Origin of the sequence: Streptomyces sp. NL15-2K, from assembly GCF_030551255.1 — a bacterium.
In the GTDB taxonomy this organism is placed as follows: Bacteria; Actinomycetota; Actinomycetes; order Streptomycetales; family Streptomycetaceae; genus Streptomyces.
Genome location: NZ_CP130630.1, coordinates 11,322,629 through 11,338,879, shown reverse-complemented (window position 1 = coordinate 11,338,879; position 16,251 = coordinate 11,322,629). Strand labels below are relative to the sequence as shown.

General features: G+C 70.0%; 12 protein-coding genes and 2 pseudogenes. 7 read left to right on the top strand and 7 right to left on the bottom strand.

The features are described from left to right. Positions 1-185: 185 nt before the first annotated feature. The 4 genes and pseudogenes from Q4V64_RS49530 to Q4V64_RS49515 all read right to left on the bottom strand — a co-directional run bounded on the left by Q4V64_RS49530 (position 186) and on the right by Q4V64_RS49515 (position 5,024). The gene (locus Q4V64_RS49530; protein ID WP_124444762.1) at positions 186-2,930 is read right to left on the bottom strand and encodes a LuxR family transcriptional regulator; all 2,745 of its coding nucleotides are present in this window, start codon (positions 2,928-2,930) and stop codon (positions 186-188) included. 72 nt (positions 2,931-3,002) lie between these two features. Continuing rightward, positions 3,003-3,899: a carotenoid oxygenase family protein gene (locus Q4V64_RS49525; protein ID WP_303715903.1), complete on the bottom strand. Its 897-nt coding sequence runs from the start codon at positions 3,897-3,899 to the stop codon at positions 3,003-3,005. 82 nt (positions 3,900-3,981) lie between these two features. Beyond that, positions 3,982-4,407, bottom strand: a pseudogene (locus Q4V64_RS49520) (carotenoid oxygenase family protein); the annotation flags it as partial. Then, complete coding sequence (locus Q4V64_RS49515) at positions 4,404-5,024, bottom strand: MFS transporter (RefSeq protein WP_303714882.1); 621 nt, start codon at positions 5,022-5,024, stop codon at positions 4,404-4,406. The gene Q4V64_RS49515 and the pseudogene Q4V64_RS49520, both read right to left, overlap by 4 nt. Before the next feature lie 584 nt (positions 5,025-5,608). Between Q4V64_RS49515 and Q4V64_RS49505 the strand changes: the two are divergent. Then, positions 5,609-7,432, top strand: a pseudogene (locus Q4V64_RS49505) (reverse transcriptase domain-containing protein). Between the two features lie 75 nt (positions 7,433-7,507). Here Q4V64_RS49505 and Q4V64_RS49500 read toward each other — a convergent pair. Together Q4V64_RS49500 and Q4V64_RS49495 are read right to left on the bottom strand one after the other, a co-directional pair. Next, positions 7,508-8,308 (bottom strand): MFS transporter, encoded by an 801-nt coding sequence (locus Q4V64_RS49500; protein WP_303714877.1) that lies wholly within the window; start codon positions 8,306-8,308, stop codon positions 7,508-7,510. Beyond that, positions 8,305-8,760: an SRPBCC family protein gene (locus Q4V64_RS49495; RefSeq protein WP_124444749.1), complete on the bottom strand. Its 456-nt coding sequence runs from the start codon at positions 8,758-8,760 to the stop codon at positions 8,305-8,307. The genes Q4V64_RS49500 and Q4V64_RS49495 overlap by 4 nt, the downstream gene beginning before the upstream one ends. A 104-nt stretch (positions 8,761-8,864) precedes the next feature. Here Q4V64_RS49495 and Q4V64_RS49490 point away from each other — a divergent pair, with 104 nt between their 5' ends. Both Q4V64_RS49490 and Q4V64_RS49485 read left to right on the top strand, forming a co-directional pair. After that, complete coding sequence (locus tag Q4V64_RS49490) at positions 8,865-9,194, top strand: antibiotic biosynthesis monooxygenase (protein WP_124444748.1); 330 nt, start codon at positions 8,865-8,867, stop codon at positions 9,192-9,194. A 196-nt stretch (positions 9,195-9,390) separates the two neighbouring features. Next, entirely contained in the window at positions 9,391-10,395 is a 1,005-nt protein-coding gene (locus Q4V64_RS49485; protein WP_124444747.1) for a substrate-binding domain-containing protein, read from the top strand. Between the two features lie 64 nt (positions 10,396-10,459). Here Q4V64_RS49485 and Q4V64_RS49480 read toward each other — a convergent pair whose 3' ends face one another. Next, positions 10,460-11,452, bottom strand: a complete 993-nt coding sequence (locus tag Q4V64_RS49480) for a LacI family DNA-binding transcriptional regulator (protein WP_124444760.1) — start codon at positions 11,450-11,452, stop codon at positions 10,460-10,462. 314 nt (positions 11,453-11,766) lie between these two features. Between Q4V64_RS49480 and Q4V64_RS49475 the strand changes: the two genes are divergently transcribed. From Q4V64_RS49475 to Q4V64_RS49460, 4 genes are read left to right on the top strand one after another with little or no spacing between them, the layout of a single operon-like run. Beyond that, positions 11,767-12,717, top strand: a complete 951-nt coding sequence (locus Q4V64_RS49475; protein ID WP_124444746.1) for a TIM barrel protein — start codon at positions 11,767-11,769, stop codon at positions 12,715-12,717. Between the two features lie 8 nt (positions 12,718-12,725). Beyond that, a complete protein-coding gene (locus tag Q4V64_RS49470; RefSeq protein ID WP_124444745.1) occupies positions 12,726-14,147 on the top strand; it encodes a sugar porter family MFS transporter in 1,422 nt (473 codons plus the stop codon). A gap of 24 nt (positions 14,148-14,171) precedes the next feature. Then, positions 14,172-15,191, top strand: coding sequence for a Gfo/Idh/MocA family oxidoreductase (locus Q4V64_RS49465; RefSeq protein WP_124444744.1), 1,020 nt, complete (start codon positions 14,172-14,174; stop codon positions 15,189-15,191). Beyond that, a complete protein-coding gene (locus tag Q4V64_RS49460) occupies positions 15,188-16,057 on the top strand; it encodes a sugar phosphate isomerase/epimerase (protein WP_124444743.1) in 870 nt (289 codons plus the stop codon). Before Q4V64_RS49465 ends, Q4V64_RS49460 begins: the two co-directional genes overlap by 4 nt. Positions 16,058-16,251: the final 194 nt, after the last annotated feature.

Sequence of the window (16,251 nt, the reverse complement as noted above, 5' to 3'; positions counted from 1 at the left end):
AGTGGCTTGCCACGCGGCCGAGTTGATTCTTCTCCCGTGGAGGCCACCGGAACGCGGTGAGGGACGGGACGTCTGTATGAAGGGGCTCGCGTTACGCATGGGGCGCGAGTGTAGTTACCACGTTTCCCTTGCGTGGCGACAACAACGATTCTCACAGCGGAGCGTCCGACAGCCCCTGCCGTCGCCTAGACGGAGAGCACGGCGGCGAGTTGGCGGCGGGAGGTGATGCCGAGCTTCTTGAAGATGTTGCGCAAGTGGGCGTCGATCGTCCGCGGGCTCAGGAACAGTCGGGCCGCGATCTCGCGGGAGGTGGTGCCGGTGGCGGCCAGTCGGGCGATGGTGAGTTCGTGCGGGGTGAGCCGGTCCGCCGAGTCCGGGGTGACACGTCTCACGCGCTCCCCGGTGGCGCGCAGTTCCGCGCGGGCCCGGTCGGCGAAGGCTCCGGCTCCCAGGGCGGACAGCTTCTCGAAGGCCACCTGCAACTCGTGCCGCGCTTCCCGGCGACGGCCCTCCCGGCGCAGCCACTCGCCGTACACCAGATGGGCCCGTGCCAGGAACGTACCGATGCCGCAGTCGGTGAAGTGGCCGACGGCCGCGCGGTAGTGGGCCTCCGCCGTGGCGCCGTCCTCCTCCAGCAGGGCGGCGGCGTACGACCTGACGCCGAGGGCGAAGTCCGTGCCGGCGGCGGTGGTCCGGTCGTCGAGCGTCCGGAACGCCGCCGTCGCCCTCTCGCGTTCACCGCACCGCACGGCCGCCTCGATCAGCTCCGGCAGGGCGAGTCCGGCGACCGGCAGGTCCCCGTGGGCGCTCGCCCGCTCGGCCGCGGCCAGCGCGGTGGGGTAGTCGGCGAGGCCGTTGTGCAGGATCGCCGTCGCCCAGTCGGCGAACACGGTGAGCAGTCCCTTGTCCCGGTCGCGGGCCTCCGCACGGGCCTGTTCGATCAGTGCGGTGGCCTCCCGCTTCGTGCCGCGCAGGGCGGCAAGGTGCAGACGGGTGTTGCGGTGCGGCGCCGCACCCGTCACGCCGGTCAGGGTCTCCTCCTCGCTCATCATCGACACGGCCGCCGCCATGTCACCTTGGTGGAGCGCGCCGGCGCTCAGCAGCGCCAGGCTCACGGTCACCGTGGTCAACGAGCCCTCGTCGCGGCCCTGTTCGAGGCGGCGGGTGAGGACGCCGGTCGCCAGGCCGATGTCCCACAGGGCGACGGACAGCATCGCGGCCAGCGTCAGCCGCTTGGTCCACATCTCGTCGTCCGCGTGCGCGAGGAGCCGCCGCAGTACGGGCACGCTGCCCGGTTTCCCGTCCAGGTGGCCGAGCAGCGCGTCCAGCAGCTCGTCGGTGGTGGTGGGCGGCCGGGGAGCCGGGGGCGCGGTGCGGGCGGCGGCGACGGCGAGCGTCATGCCCTGGCCGGCCTGTCCGCTGACGAGCGCGGCCTGGAGCGCGTCGAGCAGGTACTCCCGGGCGGTACTCGGTTCCACCGGGGCGATGCGCCGAGCGGCCCGTACGAGCAGGCGCACCGCCTCCTCGCCGCCGCTGCGGAAGTACTCCGCGCGGCCGCGCAGCAGGTCGGCCCGTGCGCGCAGCCGGTCGTCGAGGGGCTCCGCCTCGGCGGCGGCGATCAGGCCGAGGGCCGCGTCGAGGGCTCCGGCCTCCAGATTCGCCCCGGCGGCGGCGAGGAACCGTCCGGCGCGCAGTGCGGGGTCGGCGGTGAGCGCGGCGGCGCGTTCCAGGAAGGCGGCGCCCGCCGCGGCACCGCCCCTGGCCTGGGCCCGGTCGGCCGAGGCGACCAGCTCGGCGGCCACCTCGTCGTCGGGCCGCGCCGCCGCCTGGGCGCGGTGCCAGGCCCGGTGGTCGGGGTCGGCGGCCGGGTCCGTCGCCTCGGCCAGCGCCCGGTGCGCGCGGCGGCGGTCGGCCGGTGAGGCGGCGAGGTAGACGGCGGCGCGCACCAGCGGATGCCGGAAGCGCGACCGGCCGCCCAGTTCGATGAGTCCGGCGGCCTCGGCCGGCGCCCCGGCGTCCGCGTCGACGCCCAGCAGGTCGGCGGCCCGCCACAGCCGGCCCGTGTCCCCGAGCGGTTCGGCGGCGGCCAGCAGGAGCAACAGCCGGGTCGGGGCGGGTAGTTGGGCCACTCGCTCATGGAAGCTGCGCTCGATACGGCTGGACAGCGGGGCCGGTGTCGGCAGCCCGAACCCGCCGGCCAGCTGGGCCGGGCCCATGCCTCGGGGCAGTTCCAGCAGGGCCAGCGGATTGCCGTCGGCCTCGGCGAGGATCCGTTCCCGTACGCGGTCGTCGAGGGGCGCGTGCACACCGGAGGCCAGCAGCGCCCGGGAGGGTGCGTCGGCCAGGCCGGTCAGGTGGAGGCCCGGCAGAGCGTCGAGTTCGGGGACGCCACCGCGCTCGCGCAGCGCGAACACCATCGCGATCGGCTCGGCCTCGATCCGGCGGGCCACGAACGCCAGTGCCTGTGCCGACGCCCGGTCCAGCCACTGCGCGTCGTCCACGACACAGATCAGGGGCCCGTCCCCGGCCGCCTCGGACAGCAGCCCGAGGACGGCCAGCGCCACGCCGAAGCGGTCCGGCGCTCGCCCGCTGCCGTGCCCGAAGGCCACCTCGAGCGCCGTCCGCTGCGGCTCGGGCAGTCGGTCGAGGCGGTCGAGCAACGGCAGGCAGAGCTGGTGCAGTGCGGCGTATGCCAGTTCCATCTCGAACTCCACGCCGCCGGCGTACAGGTTCCGGGCGCCCGGGGCCCGTCCGGCCGGACCGCCGAGTACGTGCTCCAGCAGGGCCGTCTTGCCGACGCCCGGCTCGCCGTGCACCACCAGGGCCCCGCCGTGACCCGCCCGCACAGCGGCCACCAGCCGTTCCAGCTCCCCGACTTCGGCCTCGCGGCCGTACAACTCGCGGGGAACGGATGGTGATATGGCACGCATGTGCGAAGCATGGCACGACGGGCGGTCGGAAGGCGGGACTCCGGCCGACGCGCGACCGGGAGTCCCCGACAGCTACCGCATGCCCGAAGCTCCCGCATCGGCCTCGTCGGGTATCCAGGAGCCGTGGATCCCGCCGGGAACGCGGCGCGGCAGTTCGACGGCGGCGATCGGCGGCGCCGTGATGTCGCCCGCGTCCAGCACGAGGAGTTCGGAGGAGTCCTCGGCGAGATCGCTGACGATCGTCAGCAGATAGCCGTCGTCCTCGCCCGTGCCGCCCGCCGCGGGCACGAACACGGCCTCGCCCGGCAGCCGCCCGGGCCCGGCCGGCGCCACCTGCCGCGTGCCGTCGCGGTGGTCGTACTTCACCAGGGCGTGCTCGCCCAGCCCGGCGCCCGGGAAGGCGATCGCGTAGCTGTAGCGGTGGCGGCTGCCGAGGACCGCCTCATTGATGGTGGGGAACTCGGTGACCAGTGAGTCGAGGTCCTCCTCCCGGGCCGTGCGGGTGGCCGGGTCCAGGGTCCAGCGGTGCTGCACGGCGCCGGTCAGCGGCACCGACGCATGGCCCGGGGCGCCGACCCACCACTTCCAGCTGGTCGTCCAGGCGGCGCGGTCGTAGCGGGGGCCCTCGACGACGATCCGTCCCTGCTCGTCCTCGTAGGCGCCCGATACGTGGATCATGGCGCCCGGCTCGACCTCGTACCAGGTCACCTCGGCCGGTCCGGTGCGTGGCATGACGCCGATCCGGGGAGTGTACGAGTCGCTCCAGCGGTAGGGGATGCCCGAGTGCTCGGCCTGATCGAAGACGACGGGCAGATCCAGCCAGACGACATGTCGGCGGGTCAGCCCGAAGTCGTGCATCAGGCTGGGTCCAGCGCCCTGGATCACCTCCCCGCGCACGATCTCGCCGGCGGCCGAGGCCACGTAGTAGGTGAGGTACGGCGGGAACGGCGAGTAGCCGAAGAAGTGCAGCTCGCCCGTCTTCGGGGTCCTCCCTGGGATGAGCGGTCATCGCGGTGGTGAGCCTGCCCTCGAAGTCGTACGCGCCGACCGTGTCGAGTTCGGGCGTGACCTCGAAGGGGAGATTGGCTTCCTGCAGGGCCAGGATGCGGCCCGCGTGCTCGACGACGTGGGTGCCCGCGATGCTGGCGGTCAGGTCCACGCTGCCGTCCTCGCGCACGTACGGGGCGCCGTCCAGGGCGGGGGTGCGCACCCAGCGGTTGCGGTACCAGGTCGCCCGGCCCTCCTCCAGGCGCACGCCGTGCAGCATGCCGCTGCCCCGGAACCAGTGGGTGGGGACGTCACCGGGCCTGGGATTGTGTCCGTTGCGGAAGTATCGGCCCGTCAGTTCGGGCGGGAGAGTGCCGCGGACCTTGAGATCCACGGCGGTGATCTCGTCCGCGACGGGGGTGTAGTGGCCCGCGATGTACGGCTTGGTGCCGATGTCCGCGGTGGGGTCTGTGGTGGGACGGTCGGTCATGATCGGTCGTCTCCTGTGGTGACGAGGGAATCGGATCGGGTCGGGGAGCGGCGCAGTGCGGCCGCGATGAGCAGGGCGTTGAGCAGGGTGAGGACTCCCCCGGCCGTGAAGGCCAGTCGGTAGCCCTCGTGGAGCGCCTGAAGGTGTGTCAGATCTGGCGATGCGGTGTCCGTGCGGGCGGTGGCCAGAGTGCTCAGGAAGGCGAGGCCGACCACTCCGCCGAGTTGCCGGGTGGTGTTGACCAGCCCGCCGGCGATGCCCGCGTCCGCGGACGGAACGCCCTCCACGGCGCCCGCGGTGAGCCGGACGAACGCGATGCCGAGGCCCGCTCCGGCGAGCAGCGACGGGCCGAGCATGTCGGCGACGAACCCGCCGTCCACCGGCAGCCGGCCGAACCAGAGCAGCCCGGCGGCCAGCAGCAGCGCCCCGGCCGTCTGAGTGCGCCGGGCGCCGAACCGTACGGCCAGGTGAGGAGTCGCCCAGGAGGCCAGGGCGTTGGCCCCCGCGAGCGGAAGCTGGGCGAGGCCGGTGACGAGTGGGTCGTAGCCGAGAACGCGCTGCTGGTAGAGCGGCAGGAAGAAGAACATCGAGACCCATACGGCGCCCAGCAGGGCCATGGCGAGATTGGCGGGCCCCACCGCGCCCGTGCCGAACAGCCGTAGGGGCAGGGTGCGCCATGGAAGCGCCTTGATGTATCCCCGGCTGAGTCGGGAGGAATTCGGAGAGTATTCCTGGGCTGAATGACTTACCTGGAGTCGAAAGACAAAGGGGACCGTAGCATGTCAGGAAAGCGGTGGCCGGGTCCAGGTATCAGGGACGGTGTGCCGCGAGGCCCGCGCGATACGGCGAAAGCTGGATTGCCTGAACCCCAATCTCCAGTCGATTAAAATACGGATCCGCCGGAATGATACCCGAAACCGGCGCTGCCTCCTGCGTCGGTGACTTCTGCCAGCCGACGCAACTCCGGGAGCCAGGACGATTCCCAGCGAGGGAATTCAAGGAGATGAGTGGGGCGCCTAAGTCGCGCTAGACACGTACATCAAGACGAACCATGGGATCACCTAAAGGGCGCGAGCCCCATGGTGACGGAGTGTCCGTAGTAGTCGCAGGGGTAACGGCCTGCCGTGGGGTCCGGGAGAGCCGGAATCAGGGCGAAGGGACACAGGTGACATGGGATCCACAAGACCGGAAGGTATGCGTAATGCAGACTGCCGAAGCGGTACTTGAAATCCTCCGTGAACGCGGCAGGCGGAACCTGCCGTGCAACGAGCTCTATCGACAGATGTTCAACCCGCAGTTGTATCTCCTGGCCCACGGCCGCATCTAATCCAACCAGGGAGCGATGACACCCGGGGCCACGGGCGAAACCGCAGACGGCATGTCCCTGGAAAAGATCGGAAGCATCATCGATGCGTTACGCCACGAGCGGTTCCGCTTCAAACCGGTCAAGCGGGTCCTCATCCCGAAAAGGAACGGTAAGACGAGGCCGCTGGGCCTGCCGCCATGGACGGACAAGCTGGTGGGCGAGGTGATGCGCCTCCTCCTGGAGGCATACTTCGAGCCCCGGTTCTCCGACCACTCACACGGTTTCCGTCCCCGACGGGGCTGCCACACCGCACTGAGCGAGGTGGCACGCACCTGGACCGGGACAACATGGTTCATCGAGGGAGACATCGCCAAGTGCTTCGACTCACTAGACCATCAAGTGATGCTCGAAACCCTGGGCGAAAAGATCCACGACAACCGGTTCCTGCGGCTCGTGCACAACATGCTCAAAGCCGGATACCTGGAAGACTGGACCTGGAACGCGACGCTCAGCGGCACGCCGCAAGGCGGGGTTTTATCCCCGGTCCTGTCCAACATCTATCTGCACAAACTGGACGTCTTTGTCGAGACAGTTCTCATGCCGGAATACACCCGTGGGAAACTCAGGGCGAGAAACCCTGAATACCGCCGGGTCGAAGCGGCTGTCCAGCGAGCACGCTGGCGCGAAGACCGCGCCGAAGTGCGCGCCCTGCGCAAGCGGCTGCACACCCTCCCGAGCCAGGACATGTCCGACCCGGGATACCGCCGCCTGCGCTACGTGCGATACGCCGACGACACCCTCATCGGGTTCACCGGACCCAAGGCCGAAGCCGAAGAAATCAAACAGCGACTGGCCCAGTTCCTGCGAGACGACCTCAAGCTGGAACTTTCCCAGGAAAAGACGCTGATCACCCACGCCAGAACCGGCGCGGCACGATTCCTCGGATATGAGATCACCGTCCGCAGGGACGACCGCAGATCGGAACGGAAAAGAGGCCGCCGGCGACAGCGCCGGTCGACCAACGGAACCGTTGCGCTGCACGTCCCCAAGGACGTGATCAAGGCCAAATGTGCCCCATACCTGGAACGCGGAAAACCCGCGCGACAGCCCTCGATGCTTCACTACGACGACTACACGCTCGTCAACATCTACGGCGCCAGGTACCGCGGAATCGTTAACTACTACCTGCTGGCCGGTGACGTCTTCCGACTGAACCGGTTGCACTGGGTCATGCAGTCCTCGCTGCTGTGCTCCCTGGCGAACAAGCACCGCTCGACCATGTCGAAGATGGCCCGCAAGTACAAGGTCACCATCGACACCCCGGCCGGGCCACGCAAGTGCCTCCAGGCAGCCACCACCCGCGCCCCGAGCAGGAAACCGCTGGTCGCACAGTTCGGTGGCATTCCACTCCAACGGCACAAGGCCGCGGTCCTGACCGACCGCGATCCTGCCCAACGCCAGCCTCGGCGAAGCGAGTTGACAAGGCGGCTGCTGGCCGGACTCTGCGAACTGTGCGGACAGACCGCACAGATCCAGGTCCACCAGATCCGCCGACTCGCCGACCTCGACCGGCTCGGACAGACGCAGCCCGACTGGGCCGTCCTCATGGCCAGGAAACGGCGCAAGACCCTCATGGTCTGCCCGCCCTGTCACGAAGGCATCCACGACGGCCGCAAAGCCGCAGTTCACGGCAGTCACTGGAGAGCCCGTTGCGGTTAACGCCGCACGACGGGTTCGGGAGGAGGCCGCTGGGAAAAGGAACAGCTCCGCTGTCACCTCGCCCGGCGGCCCACCTCACAGGGGTTGGGCCGTCCGCCGTTCGACGACGAGGAACGCGCCGAGCAGGACGACGGCCGCCCCGACGGGTGCCAGGACCGCCTCCGACAGCCATCCCGTGCGTCCGGCGCCGCTGACGCCGAGGACGAAGGCGACCAGTCCCGCGGTCACCGTCGCGGCCCCGAGGAAGTCGGCGCCACCGTCCGCTGGCTGCGGTGCGTCGCGGTCGACATGGCGCAGACAGCCGAGGACCACGAGCGCGGTCACAGGAACCGGCGCCCAGAAGACCGCCCGCCAGCCGAGCGCCTCGGTGAGCAGACCGCCGAGCAGGACGCCCGCCGCGCCGCCCACGGCCGACACGGCACCCCACACCGCGAGGGCCCGGCCTCGCGCGGCCCCCGCCGGGTACACCACCATCACCAGGGCGAGGGCCGCGGGTGCCAGGGCGGCGCCGCCCACGCCCTGGAGCGCGCGGGCGGCGATGAGCAGCCACGCCGTCGGGGCGCTTGCCGCCAGTAAGGACCCGACGGCGAAGAGACCCAGACCGGCCAGCAGGACCGTGCGCCTCCCCAGCAGATCGGCGGCGCGGCCACCGACGAGCAGGAGCGCGCCGAAGGCCAGCCCGTAGGCGTTCACGATCCAGGCCTGGCCCTGCTCCGACAGCTTCAGGCCGTCGCTGACGGTGGGCAGCGCCACGTTGACGATCGAGGTCGTCAGGACCACCAGGAACTGGCCGGTGGCGAGCACCGCCAGGGGTGTCCAGTCCGGTCGGCCGAGCCCCGTGCGGTCGACGCCCGCGGTGCCGAAGACGTCCGTCACGCCGCGCCGTTCTCCGCGGCCTTCTTCAGATGGCCGAGCCAGTGCTCGAGCGAGTCGTCGAGCGCCCGCTGGACGCCGGGGACGTCGGCCCGCACGGGCTCGCCGTCCCATGACTCCTCCGTGCGCACCCGCACCGTCCCGTCCGGCGCGGGGTGGAAGCTCCACAGGTGGATGCCCGTGATGCCGTGGGCGGGGCCGCCCCACAGGATCCGGTGCGGGGCCTCGAGGGCGTACACGGTGGAGGCGATGTCGAGCCCGGCAGTGCTCCATCGGAAGGTGCTGCCGACGCTCAGCGGGCCCTCGCTGCGGGCGGCGCTGATGTCCGGCTGCCACAGCGACCAGCGGTTGACGTCGATGTGCAGGCGCCACACCCGCTCCAAGGGCGCGTCGACGCTGATCTCGTGGTGGGCGATCACTGGTGCGGCGGTGTCGATCCGCTCGGGGAAGGTCATGCCGCCACGATGGCCGCACGCCGAGTCCGCCCGCGTCGGTGAAAACCACCTAACCGCCGGCATCGCCGATCTCGTCGACCTGTGGCTGCCTGCACAATGGGGCCATGAGCATCGTCAAGATCAACGTACTCACGGTCCCCGAAGAGCAGCGCGAGACGCTGGAGAAGCGGTTCGCCGCGCGTGCGGGCACGGTGGACAGTTCGGACGGCTTCGAGTGGTTCGAGCTGCTGCGCCCGGTGGAGGGCACCGACACCTACCTCGTCTACACGCGCTGGCGCGCCGAGGAGGACTTCCAGAACTGGATGTCCGGACGCGGACAGGCGGCGCACAGCGGCGGATCCGCGGAAGGCGGCGAGCGGCCGAAGCCCGCCTCGACGGATTCGACACTGTGGACCTTCGAAGTGGTCCAGCAGGCGGAGCCCAAGCAGGGCTGACCCAGACGGTGGCGCGTCCCGGCGGACACCGGCGGCGCGCCACCACCCCCATGGCACATTCTTTGTTGGGACGTCCTGACATACCTGTTGACATCCCCCGGAGGGCGCTCCATAGTTCCTGCCACTAGAGCGCGCTAATAAAGCGCTCTAGGAGACGCTCGGGGCCACCCCGACCAGCACAGCGAGGTGCAGGGACATGCACAGACACCATCGGGCCGCGGCTCTCACGGCCGCCGTTCTCACCGGCACACTGCTTGCCGCGGGCTGTTCCAGCAGCTCGGGCGGCAAGAAGTCCGAGGAAGGCGGGGGCGCCGCTGCCGCGGGCAAGGCCGACACCCCCCGCATGACCGTGGCCATGGTCACCCATGCCTCCCCCGGCGACACTTTCTGGGACCTGATCCGCAAGGGCGCCCAGGCCGCCGCGGCCAAGGACAACATCAAGCTCGTCTACTCCAGCGATCCGAGCGCCGGCAACCAGGCCAACCTGGTGCAGAACGCCATCGACCAGAAGGTCGACGGCATCGCGCTCACCGCCGCCAAGCCCCAGGCGATGAAGGCCGTGGTGGCCAAGGCCAAGGCGGCGGGCATTCCGGTCGTCGGCTTCAACTCCGGCGTGGGCGACTGGAAAGAGCTCGGCATGCTCGAGTACTTCGGGCAGGACGAGAACATCGCGGGCCAGGCCTTCGGCGAGCGGCTCAACCAACTCGGCGCCAAGCACGCCCTCTGTGTCATCCAGGAGCAGGGGCAGGTCGCTCTCGAGGCCCGCTGCGCCGGTCTGAAGAAGGGCTTCAGCGGCAAGACCGACATCCTCTACGTCAACGGCACCGACATGCCGTCCGTGAAGTCGACGATCACCGCGAAGCTCAGCCAGGACTCCTCCATCGACGAGGTGGTCACCCTCGGCGCCCCGATCGCGCTGACGGCCGTGCAGTCGTTGGGTGACGCGGGGAGCAAGGCCAAGGTCGCGACCTTCGACCTCAACAAGGACCTGGTGAAGGCCATCCAGGACGACAAGATCCAGTTCGCGGTCGACCAGCAGCCCTACCTGCAGGGGTACCTCGCCGTGGACGCCCTGTGGCTGTACAAGACCAACGGGAACTTCAGCGGAGGCGGCACCGCGCCCGTCCTGACCGGACCGGCCTTCATCACCAAGGAGAACGTGGACGCCGTCGCCGAGTTCGCCGCGAAGGGGACGCGATAACCGACGCGCTCACCACCGGCCCGCCACGGCGACAGATCGTCTGGGCGGGCCCCAGGTGTGTGGATCACGAGCGCACAGGACCGCTGGTCCCCCGCACCACCAGCTTCGGGTCCAGCACCGCCTCCCGCGGCTCCGAATCGGGGTTCTCCAGCCGCTCCACGGCGAACCGCACCGCGTGCTCCGCCATGAGGAGCGCGTCCTGACGGACGGTGGTCAGGCCGATCGGCATCAGGTGGGAGAGGTGGCTGTCGTCGTAGCCGACGACGGACAGGTCGCGCGGAACCTCGACGCCCGCCCGGGTCAGTGCCATCAACAGGCCCCACGCACACCGGTCGTTGCCCGCGAGGACCGCCGTCGGCAGGGCCTGCCCCCGGTCGCGTTCCGCCAGCAGCAGGTCTCCCGCCTCGATGCCCGACTGCTCGGTGTGCTCGCCGGGGATCACCCGCGCCTCGGCCGTCAGCCCGTGCCGGCGCATCGACGCCCGGTAGGCGCGCCGGCGTTCGGCCGAGCCGGGGCCGCGGCCGCCGTCGATGTGCACGATCCGGCGGTGCCCCAGTTCGACGAGGTGGTCCATGGCCTGCCGTATGCCCTTGGCCTCGGCGCTGTGCACGAAGTCCACGCGGGCGTGGGGGACGCGGCGGCTGACCGAGACGGTCGCCGTGCGGCGGCCGAGTTCGTCCAGGTAGGCGGCGTCGGCGCCGGAGCCCAGCAGGATCAGCGCCTCGCAGCGGTGGCTGAGCAGCGCCTCGACCGCCTTCTCCTCACTGCGGCCCGGCGCGGCCGCGGAGAGCAGGACGTCGTAGCCGAGGCGCTCGGCCTCGGGGTAGATCCCCTCGATCAGGTCCGTCTGGAAGGTCTGGCGCACGATGAACATCACGCCGAGTGTGCGACTGCGTCCGCGGGCCAGCAGCCGGGCCGCGCTGTCGGGCCGGTAGCCGATCTCGTCGGCGACCCGCAGCACCCGCTCCCGGGTCTCCTCGCTCGCCCCCGGCTGGTTGCGGAACACGATCGAGACGAGCGCCCGGGAGACCCCCGCCTTCTCGGCGACGTCCGCCATCGTGGGCCGCTGCTTGCCCGAAGCATCCACCTGTGAAACCACCCTCCGACGCCGCCCACCTTAGGGCCTGTCCGGCGGATCATGCCGCAGACGCGGGGTCTGGCCCGCACATCTGCCGCGTTGAATGGGGCGCCGCCGATTTCCTGCGACCTGATCCGCCGGACAGGCCCTGGCTTGCGATCTCGAAATCTCCCGGCAACAAGCTATTGACATGACATTTGGACAGGGGTCATCGTACTCGGACTAGAGCGCGCTAGTAGAGCGCGACAGGATATTCGTCCACTGACTACCGTCCCCTCCCCGAAGGACACGTCATGGCAACGGCGCCCACCCCGCTCCGCACCGTCGCAGGCAACCTGTGTCTGGGCTCGGCCCCCGATTCCTGGGGCGTCTGGTTCCCCGAGGACGAGCACCAGGTGCCGTACACCCGCTTCCTCGACGAGCTGGCCGAAGCCGGCTACGAGTGGCTGGAGCTCGGGCCGTACGGCTACCTCCCCATCGACCCCCAGCGCCTGAAGGAGGAACTGGACGCCCGTGGGCTCCAGGTCTCCGGGGGCACCGCGTTCGGCGCGCTGCACCGACCGGAAGCCTGGGACGAGATGCTCGCCCACGTCCGGCAGGTCGCCGCGTTGACCGCCGCCGCGGGGGCCCACCATCTCGTCTTCATCCCGCCCATGTACCGGGACGAGAAGACCGGCGGCTTCACCGAGTCGCCCGAGCTGACCGCCGAGCAGTGGGCGGGCTTCGGCCGGAACGCCGACCGGCTCGGCCGGCTGCTCCTCGACGAGTACGACGTACGCCTCGTCATCCATCCGCACGCCGACAGCCACATCCAGACCCAGCCGGAGATCGAGCGGCTGCTCAACGAGTCGGACAGCCGCTACACGAACCTCTGCCTGGACACCGGGCACGTCGCCTACGGCGGCGGTGACAACCTCGACCTGATCCGCCGGTTCGGCGAGCGCGTCGGCTACGTCCACATCAAGCAGATGGACCCGGAGATCCTGGCCCAGGTCGCCGACGAGAACCTCTCCTTCGGCGAGGCCGTCAAGCGCGGGGTGTGCGTCTCGCCTCCCGCGGGGGTGCCCAGGCCCGCCGACGTGGTGGCCGAACTCGCCCGGCTCGACGCCGAGTTGTTCGTGATCGTGGAGCAGGACCTGTACCCGTGCGCTCCCGAGGTGCCGCTGCCCATCGCGGTCAGCACGCGTGAGCACCTGGTCGGCTGCGGCCTGACGGAAACCCGACGTCCGAACCACGACAAGTAGGAGGCGCCATGGACGTCAGGGACGACCCGACACCGGCCACCACCGTCACGGACGACGCCCCGCGCGCCGTGTCCCGGCGGCTGCGGCTCATCACCGTCATCGCCACCTTCGGCGGACTCCTCTTCGGTTACGACACCGGTGTCATCAACGGCGCCCTGCCCTACATGACCGACGACCTGGGCCTGACCCCGGTCACCGAGGGCATGGTCACCAGTTCGCTGCTGCTCGGCGCCGCGCTGGGCGCGGTGACCGGTGGGCGGTTGTCGGACACGCGCGGACGTCGCCGTACGATCCTCATCCTCGCCGTGGTCTTCTTCGTCGGCGCGCTCGGCTGCACGCTCGCGCCGAACACCGCGATCATGGTCGTGGCCCGGTTCGTGCTCGGTCTCGCGGTCGGCGGCGCGTCGGTGACCGTGCCGGTCTACCTCGCGGAGGTCTCGCCCGCCGAGCGGCGCGGCGCACTGGTCACCCGTAACGAACTCATGATCGTCAGCGGGCAGTTGCTGGCCTTCACGAGCAACGCGATCATCGCCGATGTCGGCGGCGAGTCCGGCGGCGTGTGGCGCTGGATGCTGGTGGTCGCCACCCTGCCGGCCGTCGTGCTGTGGTTCGGCATGCTGGTGATGCCGGAGAGCCCGCGCTGGCTGGCCTCGAAGACCCGCTTCGGCGAGGCGCTGGAAGTCCTCAAGCAGGTACGGTCCCAGCAGCGGGCCGAGGCCGAGCTCGCCGAGGTGTCCGCGCTCGCCGTGAAGGAGGAGCAGGAGAAGCTCGGCGGCTGGCAGGACATGAAGTCCACGCCCTGGGTGCGCAGGCTGATGTTCGTCGGCTTCGGCATCGCGATCGTGCAGCAGATCACCGGCGTCAACACGATCATGTACTACGGCACCCAGATCCTCACCGACGCCGGATTCGCCTCCGACAGCGCGCTGACGGCGAACATCGCCAACGGCGTGATCTCGGTGCTGGCCACGTTCGTCGGCATCTGGCTGCTGGGGCGTGTCAACCGGCGCCCGATGCTGATGACCGGTCAGATCGGTACCACCACAGCTCTGTTGATGATCGGCGTCTTCTCCCTGACGCTGCCCTCCGGTGACGGCCGGGCGTACGCGGTGCTCGCCATGACCGTCACGTTCCTCGCCTTCCAGCAGGGCGCGATCTCGCCGGTGACCTGGCTGATGCTGTCGGAGATCTTCCCGATGCGGATGCGCGGCTTCGGGATGGGCGTGGCGGCCGTGGTGCTGTGGCTGACCAACTTCGTGATCGGGCTGGTCTTCCCATCCCTGGTCGACGGGATCGGGATCTCCAACACCTTCTTCCTGTTCGTGGTGGCCGGGCTGTTCTCGCTCACCTTCGTGAAGCTCTACGTCCCCGAGACCAAGGGCCGCACCCTCGAGGGCCTCGAAGCGGAGCTTCGGGCCCGGTTCTCCTGATCGTCAGTAGTTAAGGACTCGACCATGACCGTACGTATTGGCGTCATCGGCGCCGGAATGATCGGCCAGGACCACATCCGACGCCTCACCGAGGTCGTCGCGGGGGCGCAGGTCACCGCCGTGACGGACCTCGACCAGGCCCGGGCCGCGGAGGTGGCCGCCCGCGTCGGCGCCACGGCCCTGCCGACCGGCGCCGACCTGATCGCCTCCCCCGAGGTGGATGCCGTCCTCGTCACCTCCTGGGGCCCCACCCATGCCGAGCACGTCCTGAACGCCATCGCCGCGGGCAAGCCGGTGTTCTGCGAGAAACCGCTCGCGACGACCGCCGAGGACTGCCTCCGCGTCGTCGAGGCCGAGCGCGCTCGCGGCAGCCGCCTGGTGCAGGTCGGCTTCATGCGCCGTTTCGACGCGGGCTACCGCCAGATGAAGGAGGTCATCGCCTCCGGCTCCATCGGCACCCCGCTGATCGTCCACTGCGCGCACCGCAACCCGACCGTGCCGGAGTCGTACCACTCCGCGATGGCCGCCCAGGACACCGCCGTGCACGAGATCGACACCCTGCGCTGGCTGCTCGACGACGAGATCGTCTCCGCCCAGGTGATCACCCCGCGCGCCACCGGCAAGCGGTTCGCGCACCTCAAGGATCCGCAGCTGATGTACTTCGAGACCGCGAACGGCGTCCGCATCGACCTCGAAGTCTTCGTCAACTGCCAGTACGGCTACGACATCCAGTGCGAGACCGTCGGCGAGGACGGCCTGGTCCGGCTGCCCGACCCCGCCGCCGTCGGCATCCGCACCGCGGGCCGCCACGGCACCGCAGTGCTCCAGGACTGGAAGGGCCGCTTCGCGGACGCCTTCGACACCGAGTTCCGCGAGTGGATCGCCTCGGTCGAGTCGGGCGCCGAGCCCACCGGCCCATCCGCATGGGACGGCTACGCCGCCACCGTCATCACCGACGCCGCCGTGCGGTCCCTCGAATCCGACGGCGCCGTCGTCGCCGCCGACATGAAGCCCCGCCCCACCCTCTACGGAGGCACCGCGTGAAGATCGCCCTCGACCCGTACATGCTCCGCACCCTGCCCATGGACGACATGGTGCGCACGGTCGCCGAACTCGGCTACGAGTACATCGAGTTGTCGCCGCGCGACGACTTCATGCCGTTCTTCCTGCATCCACGGGCGGACGACGAGCGGGTGGCCGCGCTCAAGCGGTCGTTGCGCACGCACGGAGTACAGCTGTCCTCCGTCCTGCCGCTCTACAAGTGGTCCTCACCCGACGAGACCGAGCGGCAGACCGCCGTCCGCTACTGGAAGCGGATGATCGAGATCACCGTCGAGCTCGAATGCCCGCTCATGAACTCCGAGTTCAACGGGCGGCCGGAGCGCGCCGCCGAGAGCGAGGCCGCGTTCTGGCGCTCCATGGAGGAGCTGCTGCCCGTCTTCGAGCGGGAGGGCATCGCCCTCAATCTGGAGGCGCACCCCGACGACTTCTGCGAGGAGAACACCCCGGCGGTCAATCTCGTCCGCGCGATCAACAAGCCCTGGGTGAACTACCTCTACTGCGCCCCGCACACCTTCCACCTCTCGGGCGCGTCCGAGGTCGGCGCCGACATCGCGGCGATGATGCGCCACGCCGGCGACAAGCTCCAGCATGTGCACATCGCCGACTCCTTCAATCACAAGGGCTCCTCCGGCCTGCGCTACATCCTCAACCCGCCCGGCACCCCGGCCCGCATCCACCAGCATCTCGACATCGGCCAGGGCGAGGTCGACTGGGACACCTTCTTCGGCACCCTGCGCGAACTGGACTTCGACGGCGTCGCCACGTCCTGCGTCTTCGCCTGGGAGGAGCGGGCCCGGGAGTCCTCGGCGTTCATGCTGGACCGGATCACCAAGGAACTCGCCGCGTAACCGTGATCGCCGCGTGAGAGCGGTGCGGAAGCGGGTGCCGCTGGGGCCTTCCTCGGGGAGTCGGTGGAAGGCCCCAGCGGTCGGTCGCCGTCCGGTGACGGCCGACCGCGTCCGATCACCGTGCGTGAGGGGCATTACGAACCGTGACTCGCATTCCTTATGCCCGTATCCTCGTGAATGCCAGATACTTCCGA

Excerpts from the sequence above, each read along its gene's own strand:
- Q4V64_RS49475 (WP_124444746.1), top strand. The coding sequence starts at position 11,767 with ATGGCAACGGCGCCCACCCCGCTCCGCACCGTCGCAGGCAACCTGTGT.
- Q4V64_RS49480 (WP_124444760.1), bottom strand. The coding sequence starts at position 11,452 with ATGGCGGACGTCGCCGAGAAGGCGGGGGTCTCCCGGGCGCTCGTCTCG.
- Q4V64_RS49465 (WP_124444744.1), top strand. The coding sequence starts at position 14,172 with ATGACCGTACGTATTGGCGTCATCGGCGCCGGAATGATCGGCCAGGAC.
- Q4V64_RS49495 (WP_124444749.1), bottom strand. The coding sequence starts at position 8,760 with ATGACCTTCCCCGAGCGGATCGACACCGCCGCACCAGTGATCGCCCAC.
- Q4V64_RS49485 (WP_124444747.1), top strand. The coding sequence starts at position 9,391 with ATGCACAGACACCATCGGGCCGCGGCTCTCACGGCCGCCGTTCTCACC.
- Q4V64_RS49530 (WP_124444762.1), bottom strand. The coding sequence starts at position 2,930 with ATGCGTGCCATATCACCATCCGTTCCCCGCGAGTTGTACGGCCGCGAG.
- Q4V64_RS49470 (WP_124444745.1), top strand. The coding sequence starts at position 12,726 with ATGGACGTCAGGGACGACCCGACACCGGCCACCACCGTCACGGACGAC.
- Q4V64_RS49515 (WP_303714882.1), bottom strand. The coding sequence starts at position 5,024 with ATGGCCCTGCTGGGCGCCGTATGGGTCTCGATGTTCTTCTTCCTGCCG.
- Q4V64_RS49490 (WP_124444748.1), top strand. The coding sequence starts at position 8,865 with ATGAGCATCGTCAAGATCAACGTACTCACGGTCCCCGAAGAGCAGCGC.